The sequence below is a fragment of the Fluctibacter halophilus genome (assembly GCF_020687825.1).
GTDB lineage: Bacteria > Pseudomonadota > Gammaproteobacteria > Enterobacterales > Alteromonadaceae > Fluctibacter > Fluctibacter halophilus.
The window spans coordinates 1,624,787-1,638,570 of sequence record NZ_JAJEWP010000001.1; the positions used below are offsets into that span (position 1 = coordinate 1,624,787).

The 13,784-nt window shown below is 54.1% G+C and carries 12 protein-coding genes; all 12 read right to left on the bottom strand.

Annotated features, from left to right (window positions below; genetic code table 11):
• Positions 1 to 12: 12 nt before the first annotated feature.
• Genes LJ739_RS07735 through LJ739_RS07790 form a run of 12 tightly spaced genes read right to left on the bottom strand, consistent with a single transcriptional unit; the run spans position 13 to position 13,782 of the window.
• On the bottom strand, positions 13 to 1,245 hold the full coding sequence (locus tag LJ739_RS07735) for an ABC transporter permease (protein WP_229158829.1): 1,233 nt from the start codon (positions 1,243 to 1,245) through the stop codon (positions 13 to 15).
• Positions 1,245 to 1,937 carry an ABC transporter ATP-binding protein gene (locus LJ739_RS07740; protein ID WP_229158831.1) on the bottom strand — a complete coding sequence of 231 codons (693 nt, stop codon included), beginning with the start codon at positions 1,935 to 1,937 and terminating at the stop codon, positions 1,245 to 1,247. Before LJ739_RS07740 ends, LJ739_RS07735 begins: the two co-directional genes overlap by 1 nt.
• A complete protein-coding gene (locus LJ739_RS07745) occupies positions 1,927 to 3,102 on the bottom strand; it encodes an efflux RND transporter periplasmic adaptor subunit (RefSeq protein ID WP_229158834.1) in 1,176 nt (391 codons plus the stop codon). Before LJ739_RS07745 ends, LJ739_RS07740 begins: the two co-directional genes overlap by 11 nt.
• Positions 3,099 to 3,806 carry a YIP1 family protein gene (locus tag LJ739_RS07750; RefSeq protein ID WP_229158836.1) on the bottom strand — a complete coding sequence of 236 codons (708 nt, stop codon included), beginning with the start codon at positions 3,804 to 3,806 and terminating at the stop codon, positions 3,099 to 3,101. The genes LJ739_RS07745 and LJ739_RS07750 overlap by 4 nt, the downstream gene beginning before the upstream one ends.
• A complete protein-coding gene (locus tag LJ739_RS07755) occupies positions 3,790 to 4,017 on the bottom strand; it encodes a hypothetical protein (protein WP_229158838.1) in 228 nt (75 codons plus the stop codon). The genes LJ739_RS07750 and LJ739_RS07755 overlap by 17 nt, the downstream gene beginning before the upstream one ends.
• Entirely contained in the window at positions 4,014 to 5,093 is a 1,080-nt protein-coding gene (locus tag LJ739_RS07760; protein WP_229158841.1) for a lantibiotic dehydratase C-terminal domain-containing protein, read from the bottom strand. The genes LJ739_RS07755 and LJ739_RS07760 overlap by 4 nt, the downstream gene beginning before the upstream one ends.
• Positions 5,086 to 6,972 (bottom strand): nitroreductase family protein, encoded by a 1,887-nt coding sequence (locus tag LJ739_RS07765; protein WP_229158843.1) that lies wholly within the window; start codon positions 6,970 to 6,972, stop codon positions 5,086 to 5,088. The genes LJ739_RS07760 and LJ739_RS07765 overlap by 8 nt, the downstream gene beginning before the upstream one ends.
• A 29-nt stretch (positions 6,973 to 7,001) precedes the next feature.
• Positions 7,002 to 8,051 carry a thiopeptide-type bacteriocin biosynthesis protein gene (locus LJ739_RS07770; protein WP_229158845.1) on the bottom strand — a complete coding sequence of 350 codons (1,050 nt, stop codon included), beginning with the start codon at positions 8,049 to 8,051 and terminating at the stop codon, positions 7,002 to 7,004.
• Positions 8,044 to 9,075, bottom strand: a complete 1,032-nt coding sequence (locus LJ739_RS07775) for a lantibiotic dehydratase C-terminal domain-containing protein (protein ID WP_229158847.1) — start codon at positions 9,073 to 9,075, stop codon at positions 8,044 to 8,046. Before LJ739_RS07775 ends, LJ739_RS07770 begins: the two co-directional genes overlap by 8 nt.
• A complete protein-coding gene (locus LJ739_RS07780) occupies positions 9,065 to 11,722 on the bottom strand; it encodes a lantibiotic dehydratase (protein ID WP_229158849.1) in 2,658 nt (885 codons plus the stop codon). The genes LJ739_RS07775 and LJ739_RS07780 overlap by 11 nt, the downstream gene beginning before the upstream one ends.
• A 13-nt stretch (positions 11,723 to 11,735) precedes the next feature.
• Entirely contained in the window at positions 11,736 to 12,959 is a 1,224-nt protein-coding gene (locus tag LJ739_RS07785) for a M50 family metallopeptidase (RefSeq protein WP_229158851.1), read from the bottom strand.
• Positions 12,946 to 13,782, bottom strand: coding sequence for a SagB/ThcOx family dehydrogenase (locus LJ739_RS07790; RefSeq protein WP_229158853.1), 837 nt, complete (start codon positions 13,780 to 13,782; stop codon positions 12,946 to 12,948). Before LJ739_RS07790 ends, LJ739_RS07785 begins: the two co-directional genes overlap by 14 nt.
• Between the last annotated feature and the right edge of the window lie 2 nt (positions 13,783 to 13,784).

Genomic DNA, 13,784 nt, shown 5'->3' on the forward strand with positions numbered 1-13,784 from the left:
CACCCTGGTTGATCAAGATTGGAATTTGAGCGCATCAATGGGCTCAAGGTTGGCGGCCTTAAATGCCGGTGTGAAACCGAACAGCACGCCAATCACTACCGAAAATCCCATTGAAAACAGCACGATCCAAACCGGAATGACCGGACTGGGAAATTGAGCAAAAAAGGCGATGAGTTCAGACAGTACATACCCCAGTGCAATACCCGTCACGCCGCCATACAACGACAGGATCACCGCTTCGAGCAAAAACTGTAGCAATAACATTTTGCGCGGCGCGCCGAGCGCCTTGGCAATACCGATTTCACGGGTCCGTTCGGTCACCGACATGATCATGGTGTTCATGATCCCGATGCCGCCGACAATCATTGAAATGCTCACGATGCCACCGAGAACAATGGTGATGGTTTGGGTGATGCTCTTAAACGAGTCCATGAACTGATCGGCGGTCAGGATCTCGAAATCATCCTCTTCGCCCTTTTTCAGACCGTGGTTTTTGCGCAACAACATGCGGATCCGTTGCTGCACTGCCTGCATTTTTTCCATGTCCAGCACTTGCATCTGAAACCAGAAAGACGGAGAGATTTCAAATTCGGTCAGGCTGATGGCGGTATTGAAAGGGATCAGGATCAGATCATCCTGGTTCATACCCAGATTTTTGCCCCGTTTGTCCAACACCCCGATGATCCGGAACCACTCGTTTTCAATTTGCAGGTATTCCCCGGTGGGATCGTCCGGTAGGGCTAAATCCTTGACCACCTGATGGCCGACCACCGCCACTTTTCGACGATATGCGTCGTCGGCCGTGGTAATAAAGCGCCCCTTGTCCGGATAGCGTAAAAACAGCTCCTTCCAGGTCGCCGTTGTACCCCGAACATCGGTGTTGATGACTTTGCCCTGGTAGCCAGCCTGGGCACTGTAACGACCCACCACAGTAATTTCCGGGGTGATGGCATCGATGCCCTGAACGTTGTCACGAATAATGTCCAGATCACTGGCGCGCAAAGTTGCGTACTTGCCACGTAGCTGGGCCTGGTAATCAAATACCGGCTGAATGGTCAGCGAGTTGGCGCCAAAGCCTTCGAACTGTCCGCTCACCTTGCTACTGAAGCCCTGGATCACCGAGACGACGGCGATCATGGCGCCGACGCTGACCGCAATGCCCAGCGATGACAGCAAACTGCGCAGCGCATAGGCGTTGATCGAGCGTACTGCGGTGAACAGGGTATCCATGTACATAGCGGTCATTACACCACCCTCCCATCTTGCAATGTGATCATCCGTTGACTGTGGCGCGCAACCTGATCTTCATGGGTGATCACGATCAGGCTGTTGCCGTCTTTATGCAGCTGTTCAAACAACTCCAGGATCATTGCCGAGTTCTCTGAATCAAGGTTACCGGTCGGCTCGTCCGCCAGGATCAACTCCGGTTTCTTGACCAACGCCCTGGCAATGGCCACCCGTTGCTGTTGTCCGCCCGACAGCTGACAGGGCAGATTGCGCGCCTTGTCACCCAACCCAACCCGCTCCAGTGCTTCCATCGCGATGGCTTTTCGCGCTCCCCGAGGGGTTTGGTTGTACATCAGCGGCGTCATGACATTTTCCAGTGCCGAGAGCTTGGGAAACAACGAGTAGTTCTGGAAAATAAAGCCGATAAAGCGCAATCGCATGTCCGACAACTGTTCCTGGGAATACGCCTGATACACATCGGTGCCCTTAAACCGGTAAGCGCCGCCGCTGGCCCTGTCGAGACAGCCGATCAGGTTCATCAGGGTTGATTTGCCCGAGCCTGATGGCCCGACCATCGACACGTACTCGCCCTGATAAACCGTCAGTGACAGATCATCCAGCACTTTTTGGGCGATTTCACCGTTGTCATAGACCTTGTCGATGTGCTGCAGTTGAACCAGCGGCAAGGCCCGTGTGATATCAAATCCCATTGGTGGTTACCCGCGCGCCGTCATACAGGTTTTTGAGGGTCTTGTAGGGACCGGTGACGTACACATCACCGACCTTCAGACCGTCATTGACCACCTGAAACTCCTCGTTGGCATCCCCCAGCACCACCTCACGCTGGGCCACCTTGTCGCCATCAAGCACAAAGATGGTTCCGATATCCGACGCCATGTCCGACGCGTACAGGATCGCCTGGATAGGAATACTCATTTGCGCTTCAAAGCGTTGATAGGTGATTTCTGCACGCAGGGTCATGTCCGACTTGATGTGTGTGATCGGCTCTTCCAGTGCAGCCACCACTTTGTATTTGAGCGGCTTGTTGGCCTGTTTAGGCTCAGCCAGCAAACTGATCCGCTCAATGGTGGCACGGTACGCCTTGTCCGGTTCAGCAATCACCGTGATCTGGGTGGCCAGGCCCTCTTTGACGTGGGTAATGTCATTTTCATCCACGTACAGGTTGGCGTATACCTGATTGGTGTCGACCAGTTTGACCAGCTCCGAACCGGCAACATTGCTGACCCCGGCGATGGCCGTTTCACCAATCTTGATCGGAATATTCACCACCAACCCATCAATGGGGCTGCGAATGATGGTTTTGTTGAGGTTCTCTGCCGATTCATTGAGGCGATACTCAATCAGCAGCGCCTCTTTTTTGGCAATCTCGATGTTGATTTTGGAAATCGACAGATCCTGCTCCAGGATGTCCAGGCTCTCCTCGCTGACCAGTTGCTTGTCGACCAGCTGACGACGGTTCTCCACCTGCTCGCGGAGCTTCTGGTATTCCACGATAGAGCGCTCAATCGACAAGCGCTTGATGCTCAGGTTAGCGCGCTGCTGTTCAACGTTGGCTTGCAGGGTCGATGAGTCCAGCTCCAGGATCGGTTGTCCCTGGGCGACACGCTCACCTTCCTGCACCAGGATCGATTTGACCCGCCCGGTCAGCTCAGAGCGCAGGATGATTTCCTGTGCATAACCTAGCTTGCCCGAGGCAAGTATGGTCTTGTTAAACTGTCCCACATCCACCTGGGAGGTTTCGATGTTGTAGACGTCGTTGTTTTGCTGTCCCCGATTGAACAGAAAGACCCCAGCTATCACGCTGGCCACAACTGCCAGACGCGCATAGCGATTATTCAGTATGGCCGGTTTCATAGCAGTATCACTCCCGCCCAGATGCCGTAAATGATCAGAAACGGCAAAAAGGTCACCAGTAAGGATTTTGGCAATGCCACGTCAGCGGTTTTGGCAAACATCAGCGCAATGATCACCAGACTCCACAACAACGTGACATCCAGACTATTGAGCATCGTCGCCCAGGGACTGTCGGCGCTGTGATGAAAAAACAGGTTGTTGAGCGACGCCAGATTGACCCCTTCGATGGACATGTAACGCAGGTCCTGATCGGAGAAGTAAAACAGCGTGATCAGCATCAACAGGGTGGTCGGCAACGTCGACCACGACGAAATGGCAAACCAGTGGGTAATATTGAGACGACTCTTCTTGACCCAATTGGTCGCGATGGACATATACACCGAGCGGATCAACAACAGGATGCAAATCGCCAGTGAGCCGGAGAACAGGTTCACATAGAACATCATGTCGGCTGACAGGGTCGCCATGTTTTCTTCCATCGCTTCCCGGGTCATGTGCTCGTTGTCGTCCAGTGCATTGGTGATCATCTGCTCTTTGAGCCAGCTAAAGTCGACGTTGTCGTAGTACTTGCCCCACAACAGGGCGAACACCACCAGCAACATCAGTAACGGCAGCAGGCTGGCCCGTCGGCGGTTGATGATATTGTCCACTTCGGCCTGAGGTGCCACCAACACATTGAGTGCGGTATTAACCAATTGCATCATCCTGTCCTCCATGGCGGGCGATGATTTTTGCTTTGCGGATCTGGTGCAGACCCAGCAACACAAAAAACACGAAATTGATGTAGATCGGTGTCCACAGCGACACCATCACCGAATTGGAATTACCGATCAGAAAGTACATCACCACATTGATCACGAACGAGATCGCTAAGCCGGTAACACCGATGATCAGAAAAGTATTGTTGTTTTTCATAACGTGCCTGTTCCTTTTTCGTTGTCTGAAGTGGCCTCGCCTAACCCGCCGAGGTCGCCTACGTAGTTATCAATGTTCAAATCTGCACCGCTCAACAGCTGTGCAATGCGTTGCGGAGCAATCTGCTGCTGCAGATAACCCGACAGTAAGTAAGAAAAAATGATTTCCTGGTTTAAATCGAAGCCCAGTCGGTTGTGGCACAGGTGCAGCAAGCTGATCACCCGCAGGGCGGTCTGGTTGGTGACCACACCGTTGTCGTCGCGCACGATCAGATGATTAAACCGTGGCAGCAGCGACTCGAACAAAGCGCAATACACCTCACCTACCCCATCTGGCAGCATTCGGGCACTGTCCTTGTAGCTGGTCTTGGTATCCAGAAAGTGATGAAACTTCGGTGCCGAACGCTGTGCATTGTCGGCACATTGCTGCAAGGTCTGTTCATCGATGTCGAAGAAACGCACCCACTGCTGACGCACAAAGTACAGCAGGTAGTAGCTGTCCTCGTCGGTCAGCGCGGATGACAGCAATAAATCCGACAGCAGCAATCGGGCGAACAACTTCAGTACCTGACTGGAAGGGTTGTGCTTGAAAAGGGCCAGTACGCCACGACAAAACGCATCGTTAAACGCCAGGTTGTGGGCGAACGTGGTCTGCGACTCATACAATTCAGGATCTTCGTTGTGCCATTCCACACTGAAATCCCCCGACGGTCGGGTCGCAGCCGGATCCGCCCCCATGCGCTGATGTAAACGCACCGAGTACTCCCCCAGCTCATTCTTCAGACCCATCCGTGCCATATGGCTGTCGCGATACTCCTGACTCAGTTGGGCCAGATACTCCTCGGCCAGCGCGGACAGGGATGCTTCATCGCCCCGGATCTTAAGGTAAATGTGGTACCCACCTTCGGAATAGCGCATAAAATCGAGACTGACACTGGCCGCCTGCCGGTGTTCAGCCAGCTTACTGATCAGATGGCTTAGCACATGGTCTCCGGCTGGCTCCGGCGTATCACCGGTGTAGGTCGCATAGTAAAAGCGAAACACCAGGTAAGGCTGTTGTAAGGTCAACTCAGTCATGGGTCCCCCGGCTTTTGTCGACTAAAAAGCAGATGCAGGCAGGAAACTCCGACACCTTACCGGTTTGCAGGTAATCCGAGACTTCATCGTCAAAGAAATTGCACGAATGATACACCTCAAAACCCAGCAGCGGCGCCGCTGTCAGCATGGTGGTCAGCATGACGCCCGCATCAAAATTGGTGTAACGGTACGCGGTGTTCAGGTATTTGCTCTCTACCCGGTCGAAGGCTTCATTGATGATCACCGCACCTACCGCACCTTGGGGTATGTCAATGTTGCGATCATGCAGCTTTTGCAGCATTGCTTCCGCGCCCAGTTGGCTATCCACAAATACCTGTTCGAGGCTGCCATTGGGGTTGTAGTTGTAGACCCCTTGTTGCAGACCGGGAATGTCAAATGCGGCCAGGTACAAGGTCTGCGACGCCATGCTGCCGGCAGAGGGTGAAATGCGGAAACCCACATCCCAGTCATTCATGATCTCTTCCACGTGCCGCCCGCTACACAACATCAATAGTTCTTCAACCCGACGCTGGGTGGTGCGGTCTTGGATAACCGGGGTGTCGTTACCCGCCACATGGCGTGCATAGGGCGTGGCGAAACAGTCCGGCAACATGTCAATCTTGTCGATGGCAAACACCGGGCGGTTTTTCACCGTTTTATAGGCACCTGACACGGTTTTTTTGTTGTTGTCGCTGTAATGCTGCTGATGGCCTTTGGGCACGATCTGGTAAGGCTTGTGGTTGGTGTTTTCATGATAGAACCAGCTTAACGGTGCCTGTTTGGTGACCCCGGTCGCGATCACCAGATTGTTGTCCAGGGCTTCGTTCCGTTCAGGAAAGCAATGAGAACACTCAAATTGCTTGTAGATCGGGTGTTTGACGAATTCCAGGCTGTCCACGTCCATCACTTCAACGGTGTCGGTAATGGTGATCGGAATGAATTTGGTCAGTAGCGCCCACAGATAATGGGTTAAGCGCTGGGCCGCGATATTGATCGCCGCAGGGCCAAACTGATGGTCCTCGGTGTGATTGATCAACTTGTTGGCGATGTCCGCACATTCCGTGCAGGCGGAAATGTCAAAATCAACCGCCGGGCCAATCTGGATAAACCGATCACTCAGCGCGCCGTTGATCATCCACGACCCTGCAGCTTTCACTTCATCACTGAGGTTCATCACCTGCTCCGCGGTGGCCTCATTGAACAGGCTCAGGGTCAGGTTATAAGCGCCTTTGGCCAGTGCGCCAGAAGCCAGATAGCGGTCCAGTGGCTGATGCACGATATCAACCGTAAATGTCTCGTCACTCATGTGACTGGCTACGTCCGGATGCAACAGACTATCGGTGGTGGTGACAACGGTAATATGACCCAACCCCAGAGCTTTCAGGTTAGGGAGTAACAGGCCCACAAACTGGCTGTCGGTCAGGATCAACAAGCGGCTGTTTTGCAGTTTTTCCAGGCTTTCAAACCGGTTGACCGTGGTTTCGGTCACATCCACATAACGGCTGAAAAACTGCAGGGTGGAGGCATATTTACGCGCCACCTCGGGGGTGAGGCTGACGTTTGCATAGTCGCCGTTTTCGATCACACCTTTTAAGTACAGCAAGGAGATGGCTTCATCGATGATGTGGGGTGAAAACTGACTCAACAAACCTTTGATTTCATCGGTGTTGCGACGGCCATCCAGCAGCGGGATCAGGTGCGGCATCAGCAGCTCGACAGAGCGCCCTTTGAACACCGTTTCTGTGTGCCCGCCAAGGACCAGAAACAGGTTGTTATTGGCATAGAATTTCAGGTAGTCCTCTGACATTTTCGGGATGTAAGGCACCTTCATTTGTGGATCATTGGCCATCGTTTGTGAGAGTGAAGAATGGGCAGCCATGATGTTCTCCTGTTGGGTAAAAAGGTTGATTAAGCAAACGCGTGTGACGGTTGGGCAGGCCCAGCCGGTGCAGTGGGTTCAAGCACCATGTCAAAACCCGCATCAGTAGCACCGGTCTGATCCATCAGGTAGTGACAGATGGTGAACGACAGCTGTGCTTCTTTGTTGACGTCAACGCCGATACGGTTATTCAGCATGTGCAGCAAATTGGGCAAGATGACCAATGACGTAAACGGCGCCACACGGATCTGGCTGAGGCTGGCATATTTATCCTGCTGGCCCTGCACATGGTCGGTGAAATCCGACGTCAGCAGGCCCGCGGCCTCATTGTCTCGGGCTTTGCGGATGATCCGTTGCAAACTGGCAATCCAGCGCCGCCTAATATCACCAAGCGCAGGATCCCTGGCTTCAAACGGCGCGGAGGTGCCCGGCGCAGCAAACACTGCACTTAGCTGGGCTTTGTTGGCCTGGTAGCGGGCCAGTAACCGGGCGCCTAAATCTGGCTGGAACGGCGCTAACTGGTCACGCCAGAAACGGGCATACCCGTTTAATACCGTGACCACTTCCTCGGCGCTGAAGCCCAGCGTCATGACCGTTTCATGGATCAGCCACAGCGCCACATACTCGGCTTTCACACCGCCACGCTGGCTCACCTCCAGGATGTCCAGTGCCAGTGCAGAACTGTCCATAAAGTGCTGCTCAATGTCTGGCATCAATGCGACGCCACCGTACTTGCTGTATTCCGGCTGGTACGTGTCGGCTTCAATCCGGTCCAGCTGCACGGCCGCCCCTTCTGCCTGCGCTGCCTGCCAGTGTGCACTGGCCGTGCGCAGGGCATCATCAAGCTGCGCTTTACAGGCGAGATCGGGGCATAACACCCGCACCCGCAGATGGAAGCCGTTGTCGTGATAACGGATAAAGAAGTAAGGTGCGCCGTCAATGCGCTGTTGTGCGTCGGCAAAAAACGGCTTAACCACCCCATCAAGGTAATTGCGTACGCCGTCTTCAAATACGCTAACGGACAAAGTGGGCTCAAATTTGAAGAACACCTTCAGGTATAACCAGGTTTGATCAGACACGTTTTTGCTCCCAGTAGGTGATGGCCTGCTGAGCTTTTTGTTGCGCGACCACCCGATCGGTGGCCTCACGGCAGGCATGGTGTTGATAGATAAAGGCGGCGAAGCTGATCTCATCAAGCATCGAGATCCCCAGCCGGTTGTAGTTCTGGTGCATGATAGTCAGCCCCTGCATGGCAAGGATCTCCCAGCTTTGCTGGCTGAGTGGTGTGGCAGCCAGAATAGCGGCAATTTGCGCGATAGCCTGTTCGAACAATCGCCCCAGCTCAGCATCGATGTTGCGCACGGCAGCGATGGCGCTGTCGCGCTGATCAACCACGGCATTGAAGAAAGCCACATTGGCCTGGTAGTACGCGAAGCTGTCGGACAAATCCTGACGGGTAATGCCAAACAGGGCTGACCAGGTCTGCATCACGTACATACCCAGAGCAGCTTTTTCCGTACAGCAGTGACTGATCAGTGACAGGCTCTCCAGCGCAAACAGATTGCTGATGGTGGCCCGGTCACGGTAGTCATCCACCCGCTGCAAAATGGCTGTGCACAAGGCTGAATCAATACTGAGGATTGATTGCACCGCCTGGAAACAGGTTTCACTGCCGTACACCACCTCTTCGCCGGTATCGAACATCGGTCCGAATAAGAAGGTACCCGGTGGGTGCAGGTTGGCCTCACCGGTTTTGTGGCGCAGGCGTTCCATCATGGGGGTCAGGACCATCTCGCCGCTGAAGCAGACCGGGTTGTGCACGGTGTAATCGTCAATGATAGCCCGCAGTGCAGCCTCCACTTGGTGCATCTGTGCCTCCCGGGTGACCCAGAATTGCAACCGCAGATGGTTGCCCCCCTGCGAGTAGCGCAGCCAGGTGAAATGGCTTACGTCGGCCGTCCCCTGGACGAAATCCTGCAACCGCGGGATCAAGGTGCGAATGATGGCATCACCGGCATGGTCGTATTCCAGCTCATCGACATCACGCTTGAAATACAACAGGCCAACCAGCCAGCGACCATGTCGGTTCAGATCAACTTGCATACGCCACCTGCCGATTAAATTCGATTTGCAGTTCAGCGGCCACACCTGACTCGCCATGGGTGACAAAGCTGCTACTGACGCTGGGCAAAGCTTCTTCAAACTGAATCGAATTGACCGTACCTTTGGCCAGCAAGCGAGCCAGATCTTTGACCGTAAAGATGTTTTCGAAGTCGAAATAGATAGGCTTATGACCAATCTTGTTCTGACTGAAAATGTTATCCGTCGGACTGCCCGCTTCCCGTTTGATGCGAATAAAGCACTCACGGGGCAAGCCCTGGGCCTTGTGCCACAAATACAGGGTCTTAAACAGCTGATAGGGCGGCGTGGTACTTTTCAGCTCAGGAAAGGCATCAATGTCCACACACCAGGTTTCACGTTGGATCACCAGGTTCCCAACCTGCAGACGGGGGTAATGACGCACCCGTTGCGGTTGCTCGGTGGTGGTGACAAACGGCAGGATATTTTCCCTGAATTCAATCGGCTTAACCCGCTCGGCGTGATAGCCATAGGGTGTCGAGTCGAGGAACAGACGATGATAAGCCGGCAAAGCCATACCGTGGAAAAAGCCCATGTAAAGCGGTGTGAATGCCTGGCCGTTGGCAGAAAACTGCAGGGCATCCTTTTCCGGGCAATGACGGATACTGATGTCATTGGCTGACAACACCTGCTCCGGTCCAACACTGGCTTTTTCGCCAGGCAGCTCCACCAGGGTCTGGGTGGTCAGGGGGTGAACCTGGGCATTGTGGTTGAGGGTCGACAGCACTTCTTTAAATTCACCGCCCTCGGCACAGGATAACTGCGCCACCCGCGCCTGGATCTGATCACTCAGCCCATGGTTTTCATACAGCTGACAATAGCGGGTGAAGAACCGTCCATAGCCCGGCAGGGTGTAATTGAGTACCACGTTGAAGTCACCGGCCTGCAATTGCTCCAGGGAGTCTGCCGTGACCTGCAGGTGCAAGGTCACCGACTTGTCTGCCACGTCGGTCAGGCGGTTGTGAAACTCCCTGACCATCCGTTGCATGGAGGCCTTGTTGATGGAGCACACTTTGCTGTCACCGGACTGGTCGATTTCATCCAGCAAGCGCTGCATGTAGGCCAGGCTTTTGTCGTTAACCAACGCCGCTTTTTTGTACACGTCGCGGTCTTCGTAGTTGCCTCCGAAAATCGCATTGGAGAACAACTGGCATAAATCGTTGATGTCGTCGCACGTGCCCCCTTCGCCAAAGGTATTGACGAAAATGTCCTTGAACATCACGTGATTGAGGCCACCTTCATCCCGGTTGTAAATACAATCCAGGAACAGACTGACGTCTTCGGCAATGCTCTGGTAGAACTTCTGCCCCAACCGGAACTGGCCGGATTCACTGTAAGTGTCCTCGATAAACACGTTGTCGCTGTCGGCAATGCGGTACTTGGGCCCGAGGATACCGTTGACGATTTGCAGCGCTTCTTTGGCAAAACGCTTGCGTTTGAACAGTTCCAGTTCAGCGAACTGACGCTCGATATCAAGCAACTTGCTAAGGCTGGCGATCAGGGCATCCACCTCATCGGACACCTTGTCCGGCATCTGGGTAATCAGCTGACTCAGGCGGGCCTGTTGATCGGTATTGATATCGAATTCGCGGATCAGCATACCCGAACGGATCAGGCTCTCCAGCAGCCCTTCGACCTCAGCGGGTGCCACCTCCCCTGCCATTCCGGACTCACACACGGCGCTGACCAGATCGGGCATCAGATAGTGGCGCTGATGCTCATAGGCATGCGCAACCGCGGCAATGATCGGCACCACAGCACCTTTACGGAAACGGGTATAGGGTGGAAAGCCACCCACTTCCCGGGGTTGCAGAAACTTGGCCTGGTTTTGTTCAAACGACAAGGTCTGGTTCAGGCGTACCGGCACATGACGCAGCACCGCCGGGTGTTCGCTGATGGCCTTGTTCAGGCGATCCACCACCATGTGATTCAGAAACGCCTTGGTTTTGTTGTGACCAGGCTGGTAGTCCACATCCACCACCACGTCCTGCTGCTCGTCAAACTGGCCCAATGCAATCGGCCCGAAACGTCCAAACGGGCTGGTTTTGGTGGCCATACGCATCAGGTAGCGGCTGACCGTCAGCGCGGTCTGACGTTGCTGTTTCTTCCACTTACCCGGCTCGGTACTCAGCAACCGCTCGACCTGGCCGGTGAAAGATGGCTGTGCCACCTGCAGGGTCTTGAGAAAGTCGCTGTCAGAGGAATGGCTCTGCAGGTTACAACAAGCCTGCTCGTGTTCCTCCTCAAACACGCCTTCGGCTGCACTCTGATACCGGCCGAGCTTGCGGATACGGGCACAAAATTGCAGAACCTGACGACGGTCACGCTGGCTAAGCACGTTAAGGGTTTCCAACTCGGTGCTTTTGGGCAGCTTGAGGTTGTATAGCGCCCGCTTAATGGCCACCAGCGAGGATTTTGTCTCGCCGTCATGACGACCGATTTCATCAAACAGCAACTGCTCACACACCGGCCCTTTGTTTTCGTGCAGCCACGTCAGGGTGTCATGGTAGCGATCCAGCCACTGGGTGGTCTGTTTCAGTTTCAACTGCTGCACAACGTTTTGTGCTTTTCCCGCCAGTCTGAACAGGACATAAGGTGATGGTTTCCACATGAGAGTACCGTCCTTAAAAGTAGTAGGAGGGTGAGCCATGCATGCTCACCATGAGGTTGAAAACGAATTTGAACAGCTCGACAAAAATCACCAGGATGTAGGCGCCGGTCCATGCAAAAGAGACGATGGAGTAGATCACGTACTTGACCTTGATAAAGGGATCGTCGGACAACTGTTGCTGCAACGTCAGATCCGGCGCCACGTCTTTGCCGAACAGCGATTTCACGCTGTTTTTCAGGTAGCGAAAGGCGTCCCGTCTGAGGTTGGGTTTCTCCAGCCAGTCGGCCAGGATCCAGTAGCCGTCCATGCGGATCACGAAGGGGTTCAGGCTGACGATGAAGGACGACAGAGAAATCCCCGAATAGGCCAGCGCCACGGTACTGGCGATGCCGGGTTCCAGCACATAGAACAGCCACATCGCCACGCCGAAGAACACGATGTCCACCATCGGTCCGGCAAAGGACACGAACATGCGCTTGTACTTGTCGCTGATCACATAGCTGTCAGTGGTTTCGGTGAAAAAGATCGGCAGACAGCCCCATAACAGCCCAACCCCAAAGCCCTGGGTTCGAGCCCCAGCCATCCGACAGGCCAAGGCATGGGCCAGCTCATGGGTGGACAATTCGACCAGGTAGATGATCGGCAACAGCAGCAAAAACACATCCTGGTAGGAAAACGTCATCTGCTTGATGGGCGACAGCAAACCGCCCCCCTCAGGAATGGTGAACAAGCCAATGATCCCCATCACGAAAAAGCCCAGAAACAAGCCTTTGGTCAGCGGATTGAGCCACCAGGCTTTGTACTCAATGATGGCGTCCAGTAACTCGTCGGCATTGAACACCGAGCTGTACACCCCGAGGCGTTCACGCTTATTACTCTTGTCCGGACGTTTGCCGTCGTCTACCCAGGTGTCATCCGCAATCAGGCGGTTGTTAAAGCACAGGGTCAGGAAGCTGAGCAGTTTTTCCTTGCTGAAATTAAACCCGAAGTCTTCGTTGATGACCTTCTGTAGCTGTTTGACGGTGTAGTCACCGGTCAACAGCTCCAACACCTTGACGCCACTGGCGCCGGTCATGATGTAAAAGCTGTTGCTGTTGTCTTTCACCACATAGCGGGCATTGTTACGCCCGGCATCGCCTTCGCTGTAGCGCGAGATGGCGATGCCTTCCGCCGCTCTGGGCCGGTAGGCCTCCAGATCAATGTCATCCACAGAAATGGCCGGATTAAGCGTGGTCATGGGATGCCTCCGGTGCGGGACAGTAATGACCAATCACAAACCCATTCAGCACGCTGCCGTTGAAACCATCCAATCCCAACCAGCTCTCCACCTTACCCTGCACCAGACTACCGGTTGCACAGCAGGCAAGACCCAGAGACGCACCCGACAGGTACATACGTTGGATTTGCACGCCATCTTCGAGCAGCATGTAACGATAGCCACGTTCGCCATAACGCTCGGTGCTGGCTTTGATGGAACCGACTTGCAATAGCAAGACCGGTGACTCGATAAACTCGGCCTGGAAACAATACTGCTTGAGAAAATCATCGATATTGTGCCGCGATTCGGCGCGGATCAGTTTCAGGCTGTGACTGAATTCATCGTACAGATAGGCACCTGGAGCAACACCGGTGACATTTTTGATCAACAGCACCAACCGGCAACAGGTCACGTGGCCGTTCCACTGGCTAAGTGTTTGGTGTGGCAAGGCACCCGGCGTACTCGCCTTCTCGCTGCTGTCAATCGGATACGCGAGTTTGAGAAAGTGTGACAGCTCGGTGATGTCCAGCGGCTTGTCGGCGTATTTGCGGGTACTGCGACGGGTCAGAAAGGTATCCAGGCAATTCATTCCCGGTACCTCTGCCTGTGTCACTGCCGGTAACGCAACCTCGTCGAGGATCCGTTCGTCGGTATAGATGTCATAAATCCATGCCACTGCGTCTTGGGTGGTCAGTTCGGCATCGCTGTAGAACTGGCTGCCGTGACGAAAATTTTTGGTGTTTTCATGCAGGTACATACCCGGATTTGCTTGATGTTCGTCTTGTAAAAAGAAGTTGTCCATGG